Consider the following 20,750-nt stretch of genomic DNA (forward strand, 5'->3'; position numbering starts at 1 on the left):
GTTTCGCGATCCGGCAGCGAATTTCAACCGCCTGCGTGCCCCACGCCCATCAGGGCAGCCATCAAGGCGGGCGGCCGCGGCGGAAAGAACACAGGATCACCGATGAAGCGGCTCTGTCGTCAGGCGGCGAGCCGCTATCCGTTCAGGCGGCAAGCCGCTACCTGGTCAAGCGGCAAGCCGCTGCGGCCGGACGCCGGGCAGGCGGGCCAGGATGGCGTTGCCGGACAGGATGCTGTTGAAGGCGCCGCTGCCGTCCTCCAACGCTTCCAGGGCAAGCGAGAACTGGTTGGGCGGCGGCAGTTCGAACAGGGCCGCGACTTCGCCGCCGTCCAGCGCCAGCCGGCCGCCGAAACGGCGGGCCAGCGCACGCATCCGGACATTCCCGGCCAGACACATCATGTGGACATGGCGGATGCCGCGGTTGCGGGCGACCGTCAGGATGCGGCGGACCAGCGTGCTGCCGACGCCCTTGCCCTGAAGCTCCGATTCGACGCTGATGCCGAATTCGGCCTGATCGGGCCAGAGGATGCGGTCGCCGCACAGCTCCACCGCGCCGCGCAGCACACCGTCCTCGAACGCGCCCAGCAGAACCGTCCGGCCCCAGTCGATGGCAGCGCAATGCCGCTCCACCGCCTCGTCCGACAGCGTGCCGGTGAAGCGGGCATAGCGGTCGGCACGGTCCAGACGGAGGAGATGCGCCCGGTACTGGGGCAGTTCGGTCGGCATGATCTTGCGGATGACAGGCATGGCTCTGCTCACGGTTCTCGAAATTCGAAAACGCATTCGCGCAGAACGTTTTTCCCCAGAACCCGGCGCCGCACGCTCGTGACAAGCGCTTGGCGGTCGCCGTTGTTATCGAAACCGGCGCTCTCTGCGGCGCCCTTTATTGCAGTGCAACATGGCGTCCCGGGCGGATTTCGCAAGCGCTTATTAGAAATTCGCAATGCGAACAATGCTGGCCTGTTGCAGCTGCGCCACAGTTGGCCAATAACCATACGGTCGCTATGCTGCCGGCCCACAGGATGACGGGCGAGCGGAACGCGGAAGGCGGAGCATGAGCATTTGGGGCAGGATCCTGGGCAGCGCGGCCAGCCTGTTCAGCGGCGGGCCGTTGGGCAGCCTTCTGGGCGGGCTTGCCGGGCAGGCGGTGGACCTGTGGTCGCCCTGCGGCCCCGGCGACCAGCGCAGGGCCATGACCGATGCGGAGGCCGAGGAGGCCAAGCAGACCGTCGCCTTCACCATCGGCGTGATCGCCCTCGCGGCGAAGATGGCGCGTGCCGACGGCGTGGTGAAGCGGGTGGAGGTCGATACCTTCAAGCGGCTGTTCCGCGTTCCGGCCGACGAGTTGGCGAATGTCGGCCGAGTCTTCGACCTTGCCCGCCGCGACACCCATGGCTTCGAAGAGTATGCCCACCAGATCGCCAACCTGTTCGAGGACAGGCACGCGGTGCTGGAGGAACTGCTCGACAGCCTGCTGATGATCGCCGAGGCCGACGACGAGTTGCACGAGACGGAGGTGGAGTATCTGCATGCCATCGCCGTGATCTTCGGCTTCGACGAGGCGGAATTCCGCCGCATCGTCGCCGGGCACCATATGGCCGGCGGCCCAACGGATTCGGACCCCTACGCTGTGCTGGGCGTGGCGCGCACCGCCGGCGACGACGCGGTCAAGGCCGCTCACCGTGCACTTGTGCGCGAACACCACCCCGACCGGCTGATCGCCCAGGGCATGCCGCAGGAGTTCGTCGATCTGGCGACGCAGAAGCTCGCGCTCGTCAACGCCGCCTATGACCGCATCCGTCGCGAGCGGGAAGGAAGCGCCGCTCTGCTCTAGCATGTCGCGATTCGTCACGATGTGACTGGATTTTAAATTGCTTTGTCATGGGCCTTATCCCGTTTCCTGACGTATCGTCCCCGATGGGGCGGGCGACCGATTGCCCGCAGGATTTGGGAACGACACGACATGCAACGCACGATCATCCGGACGATCTTCGCTGCGGCTCTGGGAACGGCGCTGGCGGCAGGTACGCTCTGCGCCGCCCAGGCGCAGACCGCCTCCATCGACAGCCCGGTGGTGCTGGGCCAGCCGCTGACGCTGACTCTGGGAGCGCCGCCGTCCGGCACCGACTGTCCGACGCAAGCCGCGGCGCTCAACGCGCAAGGGCTGGTCCTGGTCGCCAACGGCCAGACCATTCCGGGCGCCCGCGCCAGCTTCGGCTGCTCCGCCAAGGGGGAACTGGTGGGCACCGCCTCCACCTCCATCGCCGGCAACGGCGACGACGCGGCGCAACGGCGAGCGGCATGGCAAACCGCCTTCAACGGCTTCTTCAGCCTTTCCGGCACCAAGACCCTGCCGATCGCCTTCGGTCCTGCCACCGGCGGCATGAGCACCGCACCGAAGCTGGTCGCCATCCAGGGGGCGAGCGACCGCGACCTCGGGCTGGCCGGCCTGTGGTTCGCGCTTGTGGCGGCTGGGTTCCTGTTCGCCTTCTTCCGCCATTTCGGCCGCATGGATTCGATCACCCCCATTTCCGGCGTGCCGATGCCGGCCGGTTACCGGGCGCCTTACAGCCTCGCCCGCTTCCAGCTTCTGTGGTGGAGCGGGATCGTCACCGCCTCCTACGTCGCCATCCTGACCATCACCGGATCGATGGACACCATCACCACCGGAACCATGGCGCTGATGGGGATCGTCGGCGGCACCTCCGTGCTCGCGGCCTTCCAGGACCGCCGGCCGGGCGACGACGAGATCCGGCGCCAGCAGCATGCCGCCGCCTACATCGCCGCCGCCGCGGCCAACCCGCCCGACCGGGCGACGATGGCCGCGAGCCTGAACGAGGTCTATCCGCCGACGCAGGGATGGCTGGCCGACCTGCTGAGCGATGCCTCCGGCTACAACATCCACCGCCTGCAACTGCTGGCCTGGACCATGGTGCTGGGCATCACCTTCCTCTACGAGGTCACCCGCACGCTGGGCATGCCGGAGCTGTCTGCCAACCTGCTGGCCCTAACCGGCATCAGCAACGGCACCTATTTCGGCTTCAAGATGCAGGAGCAGCAGGTGGCGACGCCGACGGGGCCGGTTCCGGCGGCCGGGTGACGGAGATCGGGTGACGGGAGCCCGGCTCCGCGGGACGCAACCCGCCCAACCGTTTTTCCGGGTCGCGGTGGAGGGGGACGGCGCGCTATAACCCATCCCCTTCCCTCGATTTTCCGGCGCACGAACGGTCCATGGCTCCTCCCGCACCCATCACGGCGCTCCAGGGCGTCTCCGTCACCTTCGGCGGCCGTCCGCTGTTCGACGGCATCGACCTGTCCATCGCCCGCGGCGACCGCGCCTGTCTGGTCGGCCGCAACGGGTCGGGCAAGTCGACGTTGATGAAGGTGCTGGCCGGGATGATCCAACCCGACGGCGGCACCGTCTTCGTCCAGCCGGGCGCCCGCCTCGCCTACCTGCCGCAGGAACCGGACTTCACCGGCTGCGCCACCGTCCACGACTATGTCGTGCAGGGCCTGCCCGCCGACGAGCAGGACGAGGCGCACCGGGTCGACGCCGTGCTGGACAGGCTGCAGGTGGACGGCAGCCTCGACCCCCGCACCCTGTCGGGCGGCGAGTCGCGCCGCACGGCGCTGGCACGCACGCTGGTCGGCAACCCCGACGTCATGCTGCTGGACGAGCCGACCAACCACCTCGACCTCCCCACCATCGAGTGGCTGGAGGAGGAACTGCTGTCCTTCCGCGGCGGGCTGCTGCTGATCAGCCACGATCGCGCCTTCCTGAACCGGCTCGCCAAGCGCACGCTGTGGCTTGATCGCGGCACGGTGCGCGCCACCGACCGCGGCTTCGCCGAGTTCGAGACCTGGCAGGCGGAGGTGTTCGAGGCGGAGGAGGCAGCGGCCCACAAGCTGGACCGCAAGATCGAAAGCGAGATGAAGTGGCTGCGCGAGGGCATCTCCGCCCGGCGCACCCGCAACATGGGGCGCGTGCGCAACCTGCTGGACCTGCGCGCCGGGCGCGCGGAGCAGATCAAGGGCGGCCAGCAGGCCAAGCTCGCCATCGCCGAGGCGGAGCGCGGCGGCCGGCTGGTGATCGAGGCGATCGGCATCTCCAAGGGCTTCGACACGCCCGATGGCCGCAAGACCATCGTGAAGAACTTCTCCACCCGCATCCTGCGCGGCGACCGGGTGGGTCTGATCGGGCCGAACGGCGCCGGCAAGTCCACCCTGCTGAAGATGCTGACCGGCCAGCTCGAGCCCGACGAGGGCACGGTGAAGCTGGGCACAAACCTCGACACCGCTTACTTCGACCAGCGGCGCGAGGGGCTGGATCCGGAGGACACCATCCGCAAGGTGCTGTGCCCCTTCGGCGGCGACGCGGTGATGGTCAACGGCGTGTCGCGCCATGTCGCCGGCTACATCAAGGACTTCCTGTTCGACACCCGGCAGCTGGACAGCCCGGTGAAGGCGCTGTCGGGCGGCGAGCGCAACCGGCTGCTGCTGGCCCGCCTGTTCGCCAAGCCCAGCAACATGATGATCCTCGACGAGCCGACCAACGACCTCGACATGGACACGCTGGACCTGCTGGAGGACGTGCTGGGCGACTATCAGGGCACGCTGCTGCTGGTCAGCCACGACCGCGACTTCCTCGACCGGCTGGTGACCGCCACCATCGCGCTGGAGGGTGACGGTACCGCCACTGAATATGCCGGCGGCTATTCCGACTATCTGGTGCAGCGCCCTGCCAAGGCGGCTCCCGCCGCCGCCGCGGCCAAGCCGAAGCCCGCCACGGCGCCGGCCGCCACGGCCAAGCCGCGCGGCAAGCTGAGCTACAAGGACCAGCGCGAACTGGACGAGTTGCCGGCCCGCATGGACGGGCTGGGCACCGAGATCGCCAAGCTGGAGAAGGCGTTGGCCGACCCCGACCTGTTCACCCGCGACCCCGCCAAATTCCAGAAGACCAGCGAGCAGTTGCACGCCAAGCAGGCCAATCTCGCCGCGGCGGAGGAACGCTGGCTGGAGCTGGAGGCGATGCGCGAGGAGCTGGAAGGCGGCCGGGCATGAGTTTCGCCCACACGCTCCAGGCGCTGGTGGTGATGGCGCTGTGGGGACTGAACTTCGTCGTAGCGAAATGGGCGCTGGCGGAATTCCCGCCGCTGTTCGTCATGTTCCTGCGCTTCGCCCTGGTGGCGGTGCTGATCATCCCCTTCTTCCGCGTGCCGCGTGACAAGCTGTGGAAGATCGCGCTGCTGTCGGTGACGCTCGGCAGCATCCATTTCCCGATGATGTTCACCGGGCTGCAGGGGATCGACGCCGCCACCGCCTCGCTGGCGGCGCAGGCGCAGGTGCCCTTCTCCTCCCTGCTGGCGGCCGTGGTCTTCAAGGACAAGCTGGGCTGGCGCCGCGGCATCGGCATGGCCGCCGCCTTTGCCGGGGTGGCGGTGATCGCGGGCGAGCCGCGGCTGGGCAATTCGCTCTACTCGCTGCTGCTGATCCTGGCCGCGAGCTTCGCCTTTGCGGTGGCGAGCGTGCAGATGAAGCTGATCGGCGCGGTGAACGGCTTCGCCGTCAACGGCTGGATGGCGCTGTTCGCCATGCCGCAGCTGCTGGTCCTGTCGCTGCTGCTGGAGCATGGCCAGATGGAGGCGCTCGCCAACTCCACCTGGGTGGGCTGGGCATCGATCGTCTACATGGCTGTCGCCGTCACCATCATCGCCTATGGGCTGTGGTATCCGCTGCTCGGCCGCTATTCCGTCAATCAGACCATGCCCTACCTGCTGACGGTGCCGATCTTCGGCGTCGCATCGGGCGCGCTGCTGATGGGCGATCCACTGACGATCAACCTCGCCATCGGCGGGCTGCTGACCATCGGCGGAGTGGCGGTGATCGTCCGGCGCGGAGCGAAGGCGGTCAACGAAACGGTCACGAATCCGACATGAACACCATCCGCCGGATCGACCGCCCTTCCCCCAACCATGGCCCTCGGGCCGATGGTGCGCGGGTGGAACTGTTGATCCTGCACTATACCGGCATGCCGACCGCCGCCCATGCGCTGGATCGGCTGTGCGATCCGGCGGCCCAGGTCAGCGCCCATTACACGGTGGACGAGGACGGCACCGTCTACGCCCATGTGCCGGAGGACCGCCGCGCCTGGCATGCCGGGAGGTCGAGCTGGCGCGGGGCGGAGGACGTCAACAGCCGCTCCATCGGCGTCGAGATCGTCAACCCCGGCCACGAGTTCGGCTATCGCCCCTTCCCGCCGGTGCAGATGGCGGCGGTGGCGGAGCTTTGCCGCGGCATCATCCAGCGCCACGGGATCGCCCCTGCCGACGTGCTGGGCCACAGCGACGTGGCGCCGGCCCGCAAGGAGGATCCGGGCGAGTTGTTCGACTGGCCGGGCCTCGCAGCCCAGGGCATCGGCCTCTGGCCCACGCCATCCCAGGCTGATGACGGTCCCTTCACCGACGCCGAAGTCGCCACGCTGCTGGGACGCTATGGCTACGACCCGGCCGAACCGCGGGCGCTGCTGGCCTTCCAGCGCCATTTCCATCCCAACTGCCTGACCGGCACCCCCGATGCCGAGACGGTGCGGCGCCTGCGCGCGTTGCTGCGGCTGACGGGGCGGTGATGGCCTCTCGCCCCGGCGGGGCCGATCCCTTATATTAGCCACTCCGGCCCAACTGAGCGGGAGAGCGGCATGTCGTCCCTGGCCTACAAGCGGATGAGCCTCGACGAGTTCCTGTCGTGGGACGACGGGACGCAGACCCGCTACGAACTGATCGACGGCGTGCCGGTGGCGATGGCGCCGAGCTATGGCGCCCACCAGATCGTCGCCGGGAACATCGCGGTTGAGATTGGTAGCGTTCTACGCCAGCGCCCGCCCTGCCACGTCCGGTCGGAAGCCGGCATCCTGAAGCCCAACAGCTTCCGCAACTTCTTCCAGGCCGACCTTGCCGTCACCTGCACGCCGCACCGGCATGGACAGTACCACACGCCCGACCCGCTGGTGATCGTGGAGGTCCTGTCGCGCTCCACCGAGGACCACGACCGCAGGGTGAAGCTGCCGGTCTACCGTGCCATCCCGTCGGTGCAGGAGATCCTGCTGGTGCAGAGCGAGTTCCTGTTCGTCGAGGTGCATCGCCGGCTGGACGACAGCCGCTGGCAATGCGATCTGCTGGTTGAGCCCGGCGACACCCTGCGTCTGGACAGCGTCGGCGTCGAGGTTCCGGTGTCGGCGCTCTATGCCAATGTGGAGTTGGGGCCGGAACCGTCGGACGTCGAACAGGCTCCCTGATCCGCCCTCCTGATCCGCCCCCCCTAATCCGAAGCGGCGATTTGGGATTTGCCCCCACCGCCGCTTCTCTATATGAACGGTCGCGCCAGATGGCCGGATGGCCGCCTTCGGTTTCGACCGGGGGAGGAAAGTCCGGGCTCCACGGAAACACGGTGCCGGTTAACGGCCGGCGGGGGCGACCCTAGGGACAGTGCCACAGAAAGCAAACCGCCTGGGTTTCGACCCAGGTAAGGGTGAAAGGGTGCGGTAAGAGCGCACCGCGGACCCGGCAACGGGGACGGCACGGTAAACCCCACCGGGAGCAAGACCGAATAGGAGCGGCCCGACCACCGTCCCCGCAACGGGACGGGCGTGGGTCAAGCGCGTTTCCGCGCCGCCGCTCGGGTTGGTCGCGCGAGGCGTCCGGGCAACCGGCGTCCCAGACGAATGGCCATCGCCTGCCCTTCGGGGCGGGATACAGAACCCGGCTTACAGGCCATCTGGCGCTTTTCCCCTGCCCATTGCCCAGTTCATCCCAATCCGGAGTCCCCGGTTGGGCGCATGATCCCATGCCGCCCCATGGTGGCACCCTTTTGCCCCTGCGCCGCCCAATCGGATGGTTCGGCATGGGACGGCATGGGCGCTCTCCGGCGTCATCCACAGGGCGCGGGCCATCCCTCCTTCCCCGCATCCCGCAGTTTGCCGGGCTTTCCCGCAGCCATCCCCAGGATGTGCACGGCCCCATCCACATTTTCCCCAGACTAATCCACAGCCGGTGGATAACTGTGGGGCGATTTCCCATGCCATCCCATGCCGGACGGGGCTTTCCCACCCAAGGTCCTATGCCGTCGGAGGGGGTCGATTCGACGGTGTAACAAACCATGGATCGGTCACATTTTCTTAAAATTTTGGAACATTCGGAGAACCTGTGTGGATAACTTTATCCACATTGGCGGAGTCCAGCGGAATACTGCGAGGATTCCGGAAATTCGTACACCAACTTGCGCAGATGCCACAGCCTGACCCGAAAGTCTTGACACCCCCGTCTGAATACTCGGGGGGCCGTTGACGCCCATGCCGTCCCATGCTATCCCAAGAATGCCCATTTAAGGGGGGCTCTTACCCATTCTGGTTAACACCGGGGGCGGGGGCTGAATGGGCCAAGCGGGGCTAGCGCGGAGCACCCGACCGCGCACGGGGGATAGCAGGGGGGATCGCCGGGCCTATGGCCGTTTTCCTGTCCACATACGTCAACAAAGTTGACAGGAAAGGGCGTGTGTCCATCCCGGCACAGTTCCGGCAGTCGCTTGCCAAGACGTCGGCTCCCAGCACCGTCTATCTCTGGCCCTCGCTGAACCACCAGGCGCTGGAAGGCGCCGACCAGGACTATCTCGACGTCCTCTCCGAAAGCCTCGAATCCCCTGACCTCGATGCCGACGAGCGCGACATGATCGAGACCTTCATCTTCGGAAAGCTGATCCCCGTCTCCTCCGACGCCGAAGGCCGCATCGTCCTGCCCAAGGAGCTGGCGGAGTTCGCCGGCATCACCGAGGAGGCCGCCTTCATCGGCCGCCGCAAGACCTTCCAGATCTGGGAACCCGACGCTTTGAAGGCCCACGAGGCGGCGCTGCGCGAGCAGGTCGTTCGCAAGGACATCTCCCTCAGCCAGATCGTCGCCAAGGCCTCCCGCGGCGCCGCCAGCCGGAGCGGGGAGGGCGCCTGATGACCGATACCCCCATTCACATTCCCGTCCTGCTGGACGAGGTGATCGCGGCACTCGCCCCGCGCGACGGCGGCGTCTATGTCGACGGCACCTTCGGCGCCGGCGGCTACAGCCGCGCCCTGCTGCGGTCGGCGTCCTGCCGCGTGATCGGCATCGACCGCGATCCCGCCGCGATCGAGCGCGGCCGCGCGCTGGCCCAGGAGTTCCCGGGCCGGCTGGAGGTGATCGAGGGCCGCTTCGGCGACATGGACAGGCTGCTGGCCGACCATGGCGTCGCGACCGTGGACGGCGTGGCGCTCGACGTCGGCGTCTCCTCCCCCCAGATTGACGAGCCGGAGCGCGGATTCTCCTTCCGCTTCGACGGTCCGCTCGACATGCGGATGGGACGGGATGGGCCGACCGCCGCCGACGTGGTCAACACCGCCGACGAGGCGGAACTGGCCGACATCATCTATCACCTGGGCGAGGAGCGGATGGCGCGCCGCGTCGCCCGCGCCATCGTCGCCGCCCGCCGCGAGGCGCCGATCGAACGCACGGCGCGGCTGGCCGAAATCATCCGCTCCGTGGTGCCGAAGGGGAAGGGCGACGGGATCGATCCCGCCACCCGCAGCTTCCAGGCGCTGCGCATCCATGTGAACGACGAGTTGGGCGAACTGCGGCGCGGCCTGTCCGCCGCCGAGTCGCTGCTGGCGCCCGGCGGGCGTCTGGCCGTCGTCTCCTTCCATTCGCTGGAGGACCGCGAGGTCAAGGCGTTCCTGCGGGAACGGTCGTCGCCGCCGCCCTCCCCGTCCCGTCATACGCCCGTGACCGCGGTCGCGGCGCATCACCCATCCTTCCGCCTGCTCTCCCGGAAACCCGTGGACCCGAGCGAGGCCGAAGCCCGCAACAATCCCCGCGCCCGGTCCGCCCGGCTGCGCGCGGCTGAACGTACCGAGGCGCCCGCGTTCCCGGCGCCCGGCAAGGAGGCAGCATGAAAGGCAAGACCTGGCTGTTCTGGGGTGGCCTGATCGCGGCCGCCGGTGGCGTGCTGTTCCAGACCAGCTACGACGTCCAGGATCTGGAGGAAAAGCTCGCCGGGCTGAACCGCAAGATCATCCATGAGCAGGAGTCCATCCAGGTCCTGAAGGCCGAGTGGAGCTACCTGAACGATCCGACCAAGCTGGAGCAGATGGCTCAGTCCTATCTGGCGCTGCATCCGACGGAGCCGCGCCAGTATGTGGCGATGGACTTGATTCCCATGCGCCCGGCCGACGCCGTTCCGCCGCCTGCCCCTGCCCTGCCCGGCCAGCCCGGTGCCGCTCCGCTGCCGCCGATGGTGCGCGCGCCCGGCACCGGCACCTCTCAGGTCGCTTCCGCCCGCGTCCCCGCCATTCCCAACAACACCGCCGCCGGAATCGTTCCGGCCAGCGTGCCGGCGGCCGCGAAGCCGCTGCCGATGGAAAAGGCGCTGGAACGCGCGGCGGTCGTCGTGCCCGCCTCCCTGCCGTCGGGCGGCGGCCTTGCCGATCCGGCTCCCCGCGTCAAGCCCTCCGCCCTGATACCGGGTGCGGCCCGCGCGCCGGTGGAGAAGACTCCTGAGAGGGCTGCGACCGACCGCGCCGCCGGCAAGCTCGCTCCGAACGCCCCGACCGCGCCCAACCGGACGACCGAGGTGGCGACCCGGCCGATGCCGCCGTCCGCCGCTCCGGTTCCCGCGCCCAAGGCTGCGGCGGCCCAGCAGCCCTACCAGCCCAAGCCGACCGACAGCCTGGGCCTGCTCGTCGCGCGTCTGGGGGCCAATCGATGAGCGGTTACGACCACGGCGGCCCGGCCGGTTACGGCCAGCCCGGCGGTGGATCCGGTGGCGGGGTGCCCGGCAGCCCCGGCAGCACCTATGTCCCGCCCCCGGCGCCCTCGCCCTACCAGCAGCCGCCCCAGCAGCCGCCCGCCAAGCCGCGGACGTCGCTGGCCGTCGCGCTGGAACAGAGCCGTTACCGTCTGCTGGTGACGGCTGCCGTGGTCACGACGGTCTTCACCGCGATCAGCGTCAAGCTGGCGATGGCGACCCTGTTCGCCGGCGGCGGCGAGCCGCGCCAGCATGTCGCGCTGGAGGTGGACACCACCACCACCAACCGGGCCGACATCGTCGACCGCAACGGCAACCTGCTGGCGACCTCGCTGGTCACCCAGTCGCTTTTCGCCGATCCCAAGCTGGTCTCGCGCCCGGAAGAGGCCGCGCAGAAGCTGGTCAGCGTCCTGCCGGACATGGACTACAAGGATCTGGTGGGCAAGCTGAGCGGCGATCGCCGCTTCGTCTGGCTGAAGCGCAACCTGACACCGAAGCAGCAGGCCGCCGTCCACCGGCTCGGCATTCCCGGCATCGCCTTCGAGCGCGAGGAGCGCCGCTTCTACCCGGCCGGCCCGCTGACCTCGCATGTGGTCGGCTTCACCGGCATCGACAACAGCGGCCTCGCCGGCATGGAACAGGGCTTCAACAAGCGCCTGACCGAGGATCCCGGCACGCCGCTGCAGCTGTCTCTCGATCTGCGGTTGCAGCACGTCCTGAAGAAGGAACTGACGGCCACCGTTCAGGAATTCAGCGCCATCGGCGCCGCCGGCATCGTCTTCGACGTGCGCAGCGGCGAAGTCCTGGCGATGGTCTCGCTGCCCGATTTCGACCCGCAGGATCCGACCGGCCTCAACCCCGACACGCTGTTCAACCGGGCGACGCTCGGCGTGTACGAAATGGGTTCGACCTTCAAGATCTTCAACTCGGCGTTGGCGTTCGACGCCGGCAGGATCCGCCCGTCGGACATGTTCGACGCCAAGAATCCGATCAAGATCGGCCGCTTCACCATCAACGACTACCACAGCCTGCATCGCGCCCTGACGGTGGCGGAAGTGTTCCAGCACTCCTCCAACCTCGGCTCCGTGCGCATGGTCCAGCAGGTGGGCGTCGCGGCGCAGAAGGCCTTCATGACCAAGATGGGCTTCACCAAGCCCACGGGGCTGGAGTTGCCGGAAAGCGGCTGGCCGCTGGTGCCCAACCCGTGGCGCGAGGTCAACAGCTACACCATCTCCTTCGGCCACGGCCTGTCGGTCAGCCCGATGCACACCGTGGCCGCCGCCGCATCCGTCATCAACGGCGGCCTCTTCCACAAGCCGACGCTGCTGAAGCGCAACTCGGACGCCGAAATCCCGACCGAACAGGTGGTGTCGCGCCAGACATCCGACCTGATGCGGCGCATGTTCCGCTTCGTGGTCACCGAAGGAACCGGCAAGTCGGCCGATGTAAAGGGCTATGTCGTCGGCGGCAAGACCGGCACGGCCGACAAGCAGAAGGGCCGGCATTACCAGAAGAACTCGCGCATGTCGTCGTTCCTGGGAGCCTTCCCCATGCACGACCCGCGCTATGTCGTCTATGTGCTGGTCGACGAGCCGAAGGCGACGGCAAAGACCTACGGCTACGCCACCGGCGGCTGGGTCGCCGCTCCGGCGGCCGGCCGCATCATCAAGCAGATCGGCCCGCTGCTGAACGTGCCGACGGTGGACGAGAATTCGCCCGAGATCCTGAACTCCACCTTCCTGAACGCCGCCGGGTCCACCAACTGGCAGCAGTCCCTGCCTCCCGTCTCCGCCCCACCCCCGTCGAAGGGAAGCACCGTTGCGTCTTTCCCAACTCAGACCAAGCCCCGCTGACGCCACCGCCCATGTGGCACATGGTGTGGCCGACCCCGACATCGCCGGGCTGACCGCCGACAGCCGCGCGGTCAGGCCCGGCTTCGTCTTTGCCGCCCTGCCCGGCGTGAAGGCCGATGGCCGCGCCTTCATCGCCGACGCGCTCGCCAAGGGCGCCGTCGCGGTGTTGGCGCCCGAGGGCACCGAACTCCCGCCCGGTTCCACCGCCGTCCTGCTGACCGATCCCCAGCCTCGCCTCGCCTTCGCGCGCATGGCCGCAGCCTTCCATGGCGGGCGCCAGCCGGAGACGGTGGTGGCGGTGACCGGCACCAACGGCAAGACCTCCACCGTCCAGTTCGCCGCCCAGATCTGGACGCGGCTCGGCTTGCCCGCCGCCAGCCTGGGCACGCTCGGGTTGCTCGGCCCCGGACTGCAGGGCTATGGCGGGATGACCACGCCCGACCCGGTGTCGCTGCACCGCGACCTCGCCGCCGCGGCGGAGGCCGGCATCGGCCATCTGGCGATGGAGGCGTCGAGCCACGGCCTGGAGCAGTTCCGGCTGGACGGCGTGGCGATCAAGGCGGCCGGTTTCACCAACCTCACGCTGGACCATCTGGACTATCACGGCACGATGGAGGCGTATCGCGACGCCAAGGCGATGCTGTTCGATCGGGTCCTGCCGCCGGGCGCCGTCGCGGTGCTGAATGCCGACTCTCCGGAATTTCAACATTTTGCCACCATTTGTAACCACCGTGGTCACCGGGTCCTCTCCTATGGTCTGGCCGGAACCGAGCTTCGGGTGACCGGGGTCGAGCCGCTGGCCCATGGCCAGCGCCTTGCCCTGTCCGTGCTCGGCCGCGACGTGACGGTGGACCTGCCGCTGGCGGGTCGCTTCCAGGCCTGGAACGTGCTCTGCGCGCTGGGTCTGGTCATCGGATCCGGCGGCGACGCCGAGCGGGCGCTCGCCACCCTTCCCTCGCTGGAAGGCGTGCCGGGCCGGCTGCAGCATGTCGCGACCCACCCCAACGGGGCGACGGTCTACGTCGATTACGCCCATACGCCCGACGCGCTGGAAACAGTGCTGCGGGCGCTGAAGCCGCATGCCGCGCGCCATCTGGTGACGGTGTTCGGCTGCGGCGGCGACCGCGACCGCAGCAAGCGGCCGGTGATGGGGGCGTTGGCGGCCAGACTGGCCGACCGTGCCATCGTCACCGACGACAACCCGCGCACCGAGGATCCCGCCTTCGTGAGGGGTCAGGTGCTGGCCGGCGCCACCGGGGAACTGGCCGGCCGGTTGGAGGAGATCGGCGACCGGGCCGAGGCGATCCGCACCGCGGTGCGGCAGCTTCAGCCCGGCGACGTCCTGGTCATCGCCGGCAAGGGCCACGAGCAGGGACAAACGATCGGCACCGAGGTGCGTCCGTTCGACGACGCGGACGAGGCCCGGAAAGCCGTAGCGGAGGTTGGAGCATGAGCGACGATAAGACGGTCCTCTGGACTGCCCGGGACGCGGCGGCCGCCACCGGCGGGCGTCTGGCCGGTCCGGCTGCCTGGACCGCCACCGGCGTCACCATCGACAGCCGCAAGGTGGCGCCGGGCGACCTGTTCGTCGCCATCCGCGGACCGAATTTCGACGGGCACGCCTTCGTCGGCGCGGCGCTGGCCGCCGGGGCCGCGACGGCGCTGGTCGACCATGTGCCGGACGGGCTGCCGGCAGATGCGCCGCTTCTGATCACCCCGGTCGACACGCTGGAGGCGATGGCGGCGATGGGTGCCGTCGCGCGCGCGCGCTGCGGCGCGCGGGTCGTCGGTGTCACCGGCTCCGTCGGCAAGACCGGCACGAAGGAGACGCTGCGCCACGTCCTGTCGGCGCAAGGTGCGACCTACGCCACCGAAGGCAGCCTGAACAACCATTGGGGCGTGCCGCTGTCGCTCGCCCGACTGCCGGAAGCCAGCGCCTATGGCGTGTTCGAGCTGGGGATGAACCATGCGGGCGAGATCGGCCCGCTGTCGCGGCAGGTCAAGCCGCATGTCGCCATCATCACCACGGTGGAAGCGGCGCATCTGGAGTTCTTCTCCGGCGTCGAGGCCATCGCCGACGCCAAGGCCGAGATTTTCGAGGGGCTGGATGCCAGCGGCATCGCCGTTCTGAACCGCGACAACGGGCAGTATGCCCGGTTGGCCGCCGCCGCGCGCCGCCAGGGCCTGACCCACATCTGGAGCTTCGGCACCCATGAGGAGGCCGACGCCCGCCTGATCGACTGCTCGCTGCACGCCACCTGCAGCGCTGTGACCGCCGTCATCCGCGGCGAGCGGCTGCAATACTGCCTGTCGCAGCCCGGCCGGCACTGGGTGATGAACAGCCTCGCGGTGCTGCTGGCGGTCAAGGCGCTGGGCGCCGACGTCGCCGCAGCCGCCCGCTCCCTGTCCAGCCTGCAGCCGGTCAAGGGCCGCGGCACCCGCAAGCGCATCAAGCTGCCCCAGGGCGCCTTCACGCTGATCGACGAGAGCTACAACGCCAGTCCGGCCGCCATGGCGGCGACACTGGAGGTTCTGGGCAAGATCGATCCCGGCGCCGGCGGACGCCGCATCGCGGTGCTGGGCGACATGCGCGAGCTGGGCGACCGCGCCGACACGCTGCACATCGCTCTCGCCGAGCCGTTGCGCGCCGCGCAGGTCGACACCGTCTATGCCTGCGGCCCTCACATGAAGGCGCTGTTCGACCGCCTGCCGGAGGCCATGCGCGGCGCCTGGACCGAGACCAGCGTCGACCTGGCGCCCATCGTGACCGCGGCCGTAAAAGGCGGCGACGTTATCATGGTCAAGGGGTCATTGGGCAGTCGTACAGGTCTGGTCGTCGATGCGCTCGCGGCACTCGACAGCGGACGCGAAAGCGAGGACAAAGCCGCCTCCCGAACCACCAACCAGCCGCAGGCGGCCGCGCAAGGCCAGCAAGGCCCGCGAGGCTGACGGACCCAAATGCTCTACAACCTCCTCTTCGGACTGGCCGACGTCTTCACGCCGTTCAACCTGTTCCGCTACCTGACCTTCCGCACCGGCGGCGCCGTGATCACGTCGCTGGTCATCAGCTTCGTGTTCTTTCCGCGCCTGATCGCCTGGCTGAAGCGCAAGCAGGGCGAAGGACAGCCCATCCGTGCCGACGGCCCGGAAAGCCATTTCAAGAAGAAGGGCACGCCCACCATGGGCGGCCTGATGATCCTGATCGCCATGACGGTCAGCACCCTGCTGTGGGGCGACCTGACCAACCCCTATGTCTGGATCGTCCTGCTGGTGACCATCGGTTACGGCCTGATCGGCTTCGGCGACGATTACCTGAAGTTGACCAAGCGCAACACCAAGGGGCTGTCCGGCCGCTTCCGCCTGGGCTGGGAGATCGCCATCGGGCTGGTCGCCTCCGCGCTGATCATGTGGGTGTCCGCCCCGCCGCTGTCGGGCGGCGTCGCGGTGCCCTTCGTCAAGGATTTCCTGATCCAGCTGTCCTGGTTCTTCGTGCCGTTCGGCGCCTTCATCATGGTCGGCGCGTCTAATTCGGTGAACCTGACCGACGGTCTGGACGGGCTCGCCATCGTGCCGACGATGATCGCGGCCGGCTGCTTCGGCCTGATCTCCTACCTGTCGGGCAATGCGATCTTCGCCAATTACCTGCAGATCCACCATGTACCGGGGTCGGGCGAGCTGGCGGTCTTCTGCGGCGCCCTGGTCGGCGCCGGTCTGGGCTTCCTCTGGTACAACGCCCCGCCGGCCATGGTCTTCATGGGCGACACCGGGTCGCTGTCGCTGGGCGGCGCGCTGGGCGCCGTCAGCGTGGTGACGAAGCACGAGATCGTGCTGGCCATCATCGGCGGCCTGTTCGTGCTGGAGACGGTGTCGGTGATCGTGCAGGTCGCGTCCTTCAAGCTGACCGGTAAGCGCGTGTTCCGCATGGCGCCGCTGCACCATCATTTCGAGAAGAAGGGCTGGGCCGAACCGACGGTGGTGATCCGCTTCTGGATCATCGCCTCGATCCTGGCGCTGGTCGGCCTGTCCACGCTGAAGCTGCGCTGAGGGGGCACCGGCGATGATCGACCTGTTCTATATGCAGGAGCTGCCCGTCGCGGTGATGGGGCTGGGCAAGTCCGGCCTCGCCACCGCCCGCGCGCTGCGCGACAGCGGCGCCGAGGTGCGGGTGTGGGACGACAACCCCGCTTCCCGCGCCGCGGCGGAGGCCGAGGGCTTCGCCGTGGTCGATCTCGCCACAGCCGACCTGTCGGACCTGACCACCATCGTCTGGTCGCCCGGCATCCCCCACACCCACCCCAAGCCGCATCCGGTCGCCGAGCGCGCCCGCGCGCTGGGGATCGAGCTGATCTGCGACATCGAGCTGCTGGGCCGGGCGGAGCGCGACTGCGCCTTCATCGGCATCACCGGCACCAACGGCAAGTCGACCACCACCACCCTGATCGGCCACATCATGGCCGCCGCCGGGCGCAAGGCCGCGGTCGGCGGCAACCTGGGCACGCCGGTGCTGACCTTCGACCCGATCGGGTCCGGCGGCACCTGTGTCCTGGAGATGTCGAGCTACCAGCTGGAGCTGACCCACTCCATCACCTTCGACATCGCCGTCCTGCTGAACATCACGCCCGACCATCTCGCCCGCCATGGCGGGATGGAGGGCTACATCGCCGCCAAGACGCTGATCTTCCACCGCCAGACCTGGCCGCGCACCGCGGTGATCGGCGTGGACGACGAGCATTGCCGGAAGATCCACGCCGATCTCGGCGCGGCCGGCGACCAGCGCATCTGGCCGGTCTCCGCCCTGGGGCCGGTCGCGGGCGGCGTCTATGCCGCCGACGGCTGGCTGGTCGACGACACCGACGGCGCGGCCGAACGGGTGGTGGAGCTGTCCACCCTGCCCACCCTGCTGGGCACCCACAACTGGCAGAACGCCGCCGCCGCCTTCGCCGCCTGCAAGGCCGCCGGCCTGCCGGTGCCGGCCATCGTCGCGGCGATGGCGACCTTTCCCGGCCTCGCCCACCGGCAGCAGCTGGTCGGCGAGGCGGACGGCGTGCGCTTCGTCAACGACAGCAAGGCGACCAACGCCGACGCGACGGAAAAGGCACTGGCCACCTTCGACCCGATCTACTGGATTCTCGGCGGACAGGCCAAGGATACCGGGCTGGACGGGCTGGAGGGTTATATGGGCCGCGTCCGCCACGCCTTCCTGATCGGCGAGGCGCAGGAACAATTCGCCGCATGGCTTGACGCACAAGGTGTTGCTTATACACGCTGCGGAACGCTGGATATCGCAACCGCGAAGGCGGCCGGTCTGGCTCTGGCGGAACGGCTGGAGGGCGCCTGCGTGCTGTTGTCGCCGGCCTGTGCGTCCTGGGACCAGTTCGCCAACTTCGAAAAGCGCGGAGAGGCTTTCGCAGCCTATGTCGCGGGCATACTCGGCGCGCGCGATGCGACGAGCGGGGGCGCTGCATGATCACCTTCGACCGTACCGACCAATCGATCTTCGGCCGCTGGTGGTGGACCGTCGACCGCTGGCAACTGGGCGCCATCGCCCTGCTGATGTTCCTCGGCACGGTCCTGATCACCGCGGCCAGCCCGCCGGTCGCCGAGCGCATCGGCATCCAGGACACCTTCTATTTCGTCGAACGCCACCTGATGATGCTGATCCCAGCGGTCATCATCATGGTCGGCGTCTCGCTGCTCAGCCCGCGCGGGGTGCGGCGGGTGGCGCTGGGCGTGTTCCTGTTCTCGGTACTGCTGGTCTTCGCCACCCTGGTGGTGGGCATGGAGATCAAGGGCGCCCGGCGCTGGATCCACATCCCCGGCCTGTCGATCCAACCGTCGGAGTTCGTCAAGCCTGCCTTCGCGGTGGTGGCGGCATGGCTGTTCTCGCTGTCGCGCACCAATCCCGGTTTTCCCGGCGCGCTGGTGTCGATCGTGCTCTACGGCATCACCGTTGCCGGGCTGATCCTGCAGCCCGACCTGGGCATGACCTTCGTCGTCTCCGCCGTGTGGTTCACCCAATTCTTCCTGGCCGGTCTGAACCTGGTGCTGGTGATGGGGCTCGGCGGGCTCGGCGTGGTCGGGCTGATCGGCGCCTATTACACGCTGCCCCACGTCACCAGCCGCATCGACCGCTTCCTCGACCCGAATGCCGGCGACAACTATCAGGTCAACCGGTCGCTGGAGGCTTTCGCCAACGGCGGACTGATGGGCACCGGCCCCGGCCAGGGCACGGTGAAGTTCTATCTGCCCGACAGCCACGCCGACTTCATCTTCGCCGTCGCCGGCGAGGAGCTGGGGCTGATCTTCTGCCTCGGGTTGGTGGTGCTGTTCGCCTTTGTCGTCCTGCGCGGATTCGCACGGGTCTTCAACGACAACAACTACTTCGTCCTGCTGGCGACCGCCGGCCTTCTGATCCAGTTCGGGCTTCAGGCGGCGATCAACATGGGATCGTCCTTGCATCTTATGCCGACGAAGGGCATGACCCTGCCGTTCATTTCCTACGGCGGCTCCTCGCTGCTGGCACTCGGGTTCGGCATGGGCATGGTTCTGGCTTTGACACGCAAACGCTTCGGCCCCGCGGAATGAGGAGGCCGACGGATTTGGACCCCGCAGCGCACAAGGTGATCGTTCTGGCCGCCGGCGGCACCGGCGGGCATATGTTCCCGGCGGAGGCGCTGGCGCGCGAACTGCTGGCCCGCGGCCGTGCCGTGACGCTGGTCACCGACAAGCGCGGCCATGCCTTCGGCGACAATCTGCCGGAGGTGCCGGTCCACCGCATCCGCGCCGCCTCCCCCGGTGCCGGGATCGTCGGCAAGCTGAAGGCCGCCCTGCAGATGGGGATGGGCCTGCTGGAGGCGCGCGCCCTGATGCGGCAGCTCGCTCCCGCCGCGGTGGTCGGCTTCGGCGGCTATCCGTCCGTCCCCACCGTCTATGCCGCCATCCAGTCCAAGCTGCCGGCCCTTCTGCACGAACAGAACGCCGTTCTCGGCCGCGCCAACCGGATGCTGATCGCGGGCGCCCGCCGCATCGCCGTCGCCTTCCCCGGAATCGAAAAGCTGGGCGAGGCGCAGCGCGCCAAGATCGTCCGCACCGGCAACCCGGTCCGCCCCGCCGTCGCCGCCCGCCGCCTCTCCCCCTACGAGGCGCCGCAGCCCGGCGGTCCCGTCCGTTTGCTGGTGATGGGCGGCAGCCAGGGCGCCCGCGTCTTTTCCGAGGTGATCCCTGCGGCGCTGGCCCTGCTGCCGGAGGACCTGCGCGCCCGCATCCATCTGGCGCAGCAATGCCGTTCGGAAGATCTGGAAGCCGCCCGTGCCGCGCTGGAGCCGCTGGGCCTTGCCCGGCTGGAGTTGCAGACCTTCTTCCGCGATGTGCCGGAACGGCTGGCCGCCTGCCATCTCGCCGTCACCCGCGCCGGTGCCTCCACCATCGCCGAGCTGACCTGCGTCGGCCGCCCAGCGATCCTGGTGCCCTACCCGCACGCCACCGACGACCACCAGACCGCCAACGCCCGCCATCTGGCGGAGGCCGGCGGCGCCTGGCTGGTGCCGCAGCCGTCCTTCACCGCCCAGGCCCTGGCCGACCGGCTGTCCGCCCTGCTGGCCGACCCGCAGGCGCTCGCAGCATCGGCGCAGGCCGCCCATGGCTGGGGCACCGCCGACGCCGCAAGCTCCCTGGCCGACGCCGTTCTGGCGATGCTGGATGGCAGCACCGGGGCAAACCGCTCCGCCGACGCCGGCTCCAACCAGACCGACCCGACAAGGACCAACCACGACCGATCCCACAACGCCCGGCGGGCCGCCGGCGCCAGCGCCAAGGGGGCCGCGGAATGATCAAAGCCAGGACTCTGACCCGACCGACGCCGCGCCCGCTCCAGGATTGGCCGGCGGACATGACGCGGACCGAGGGCGGCTGGTATAACCGTCCGGGCTGCCCGCTGGTGCCGCGCTTCCTCGCCGAAGGCGGCTTTCTGCGGGATCGCCTGTCGATGATCCACGGATCGCAACCCCTTCCCAACGACCTGTCCGACGGGGCGGTCGACGCCACCCTTCGCCTGATGCTTCGCCGCGGAAAGTAAGCCTG

Annotated in this window: 18 protein-coding genes and 1 other RNA gene; 18 read left to right on the forward strand and 1 reads right to left on the reverse strand. The window is 68.7% G+C overall.

The annotated features are described in order from the left end of the window. Nucleotides 1-165: 165 nt before the first annotated feature. Nucleotides 166-747, reverse strand: coding sequence for a GNAT family N-acetyltransferase (locus VD964_RS24735; RefSeq protein ID WP_324871146.1), 582 nt, complete (start codon nucleotides 745-747; stop codon nucleotides 166-168). A 307-nt stretch (nucleotides 748-1,054) separates the two neighbouring features. On the opposite strand from VD964_RS24735, the gene VD964_RS24740 reads away from it, so the two are divergent. From VD964_RS24740 to VD964_RS24825, 18 genes are all read left to right on the forward strand, one after another. Continuing rightward, a complete protein-coding gene (locus tag VD964_RS24740; RefSeq protein ID WP_324871147.1) occupies nucleotides 1,055-1,834 on the forward strand; it encodes a TerB family tellurite resistance protein in 780 nt (259 codons plus the stop codon). A gap of 129 nt (nucleotides 1,835-1,963) precedes the next feature. Next, nucleotides 1,964-3,100 (forward strand): hypothetical protein, encoded by a 1,137-nt coding sequence (locus VD964_RS24745; protein WP_324871148.1) that lies wholly within the window; start codon nucleotides 1,964-1,966, stop codon nucleotides 3,098-3,100. Between the two features lie 131 nt (nucleotides 3,101-3,231). Continuing rightward, nucleotides 3,232-5,061: an ATP-binding cassette domain-containing protein gene (locus VD964_RS24750; RefSeq protein WP_324871149.1), complete on the forward strand. Its 1,830-nt coding sequence runs from the start codon at nucleotides 3,232-3,234 to the stop codon at nucleotides 5,059-5,061. Then, entirely contained in the window at nucleotides 5,058-5,936 is an 879-nt protein-coding gene (locus VD964_RS24755; RefSeq protein ID WP_324871150.1) for a DMT family transporter, read from the forward strand. The genes VD964_RS24750 and VD964_RS24755 overlap by 4 nt, the downstream gene beginning before the upstream one ends. Further along, a complete protein-coding gene (locus tag VD964_RS24760) occupies nucleotides 5,933-6,625 on the forward strand; it encodes an N-acetylmuramoyl-L-alanine amidase (protein ID WP_324871151.1) in 693 nt (230 codons plus the stop codon). The genes VD964_RS24755 and VD964_RS24760 overlap by 4 nt, the downstream gene beginning before the upstream one ends. Nucleotides 6,626-6,694: 69 nt before the next feature. Then, nucleotides 6,695-7,291, forward strand: a complete 597-nt coding sequence (locus VD964_RS24765) for a Uma2 family endonuclease (RefSeq protein ID WP_324871152.1) — start codon at nucleotides 6,695-6,697, stop codon at nucleotides 7,289-7,291. A gap of 85 nt (nucleotides 7,292-7,376) precedes the next feature. Beyond that, nucleotides 7,377-7,778: RNase P RNA component class A (gene rnpB, locus VD964_RS24770), an RNA gene on the forward strand. Nucleotides 7,779-8,546: 768 nt separating this feature from the next. Then, nucleotides 8,547-8,993, forward strand: coding sequence for a division/cell wall cluster transcriptional repressor MraZ (locus VD964_RS24775; RefSeq protein WP_014248340.1), 447 nt, complete (start codon nucleotides 8,547-8,549; stop codon nucleotides 8,991-8,993). Continuing rightward, nucleotides 8,993-9,967 (forward strand): 16S rRNA (cytosine(1402)-N(4))-methyltransferase RsmH, encoded by a 975-nt coding sequence (rsmH, locus tag VD964_RS24780; RefSeq protein ID WP_324871153.1) that lies wholly within the window; start codon nucleotides 8,993-8,995, stop codon nucleotides 9,965-9,967. The genes VD964_RS24775 and rsmH overlap by 1 nt, the downstream gene beginning before the upstream one ends. Further along, on the forward strand, nucleotides 9,964-10,779 hold the full coding sequence (gene ftsL / locus VD964_RS24785) for a cell division protein FtsL (protein WP_324871154.1): 816 nt from the start codon (nucleotides 9,964-9,966) through the stop codon (nucleotides 10,777-10,779). Before rsmH ends, ftsL begins: the two co-directional genes overlap by 4 nt. Further along, a complete protein-coding gene (locus tag VD964_RS24790; protein ID WP_324871155.1) occupies nucleotides 10,776-12,671 on the forward strand; it encodes a penicillin-binding protein 2 in 1,896 nt (631 codons plus the stop codon). The genes ftsL and VD964_RS24790 overlap by 4 nt, the downstream gene beginning before the upstream one ends. A 13-nt stretch (nucleotides 12,672-12,684) precedes the next feature. Next, complete coding sequence (locus tag VD964_RS24795) at nucleotides 12,685-14,124, forward strand: UDP-N-acetylmuramoyl-L-alanyl-D-glutamate--2,6-diaminopimelate ligase (RefSeq protein WP_324871177.1); 1,440 nt, start codon at nucleotides 12,685-12,687, stop codon at nucleotides 14,122-14,124. Next, nucleotides 14,121-15,620 carry a UDP-N-acetylmuramoylalanyl-D-glutamyl-2,6-diaminopimelate--D-alanyl-D-alanine ligase gene (locus VD964_RS24800; protein ID WP_324871156.1) on the forward strand — a complete coding sequence of 500 codons (1,500 nt, stop codon included), beginning with the start codon at nucleotides 14,121-14,123 and terminating at the stop codon, nucleotides 15,618-15,620. Before VD964_RS24795 ends, VD964_RS24800 begins: the two co-directional genes overlap by 4 nt. 9 nt (nucleotides 15,621-15,629) lie before the next feature. After that, nucleotides 15,630-16,715, forward strand: a complete 1,086-nt coding sequence (mraY, locus tag VD964_RS24805) for a phospho-N-acetylmuramoyl-pentapeptide-transferase (protein WP_324871157.1) — start codon at nucleotides 15,630-15,632, stop codon at nucleotides 16,713-16,715. 13 nt (nucleotides 16,716-16,728) lie between these two features. Continuing rightward, entirely contained in the window at nucleotides 16,729-18,138 is a 1,410-nt protein-coding gene (gene murD / locus VD964_RS24810) for a UDP-N-acetylmuramoyl-L-alanine--D-glutamate ligase (RefSeq protein ID WP_324871158.1), read from the forward strand. Beyond that, nucleotides 18,135-19,256, forward strand: a complete 1,122-nt coding sequence (locus VD964_RS24815; RefSeq protein WP_324871159.1) for a putative peptidoglycan glycosyltransferase FtsW — start codon at nucleotides 18,135-18,137, stop codon at nucleotides 19,254-19,256. Before murD ends, VD964_RS24815 begins: the two co-directional genes overlap by 4 nt. Continuing rightward, complete coding sequence (gene murG / locus VD964_RS24820; RefSeq protein ID WP_324871160.1) at nucleotides 19,253-20,500, forward strand: undecaprenyldiphospho-muramoylpentapeptide beta-N-acetylglucosaminyltransferase; 1,248 nt, start codon at nucleotides 19,253-19,255, stop codon at nucleotides 20,498-20,500. The genes VD964_RS24815 and murG overlap by 4 nt, the downstream gene beginning before the upstream one ends. A 59-nt stretch (nucleotides 20,501-20,559) precedes the next feature. After that, nucleotides 20,560-20,745, forward strand: coding sequence for a hypothetical protein (locus tag VD964_RS24825; protein ID WP_236783611.1), 186 nt, complete (start codon nucleotides 20,560-20,562; stop codon nucleotides 20,743-20,745). The last annotated feature ends 5 nt before the right edge of the window (nucleotides 20,746-20,750 follow it).

Source organism: Azospirillum sp., assembly GCF_035628975.1.
Taxonomy (GTDB): Bacteria; Pseudomonadota; Alphaproteobacteria; order Azospirillales; family Azospirillaceae; genus Azospirillum.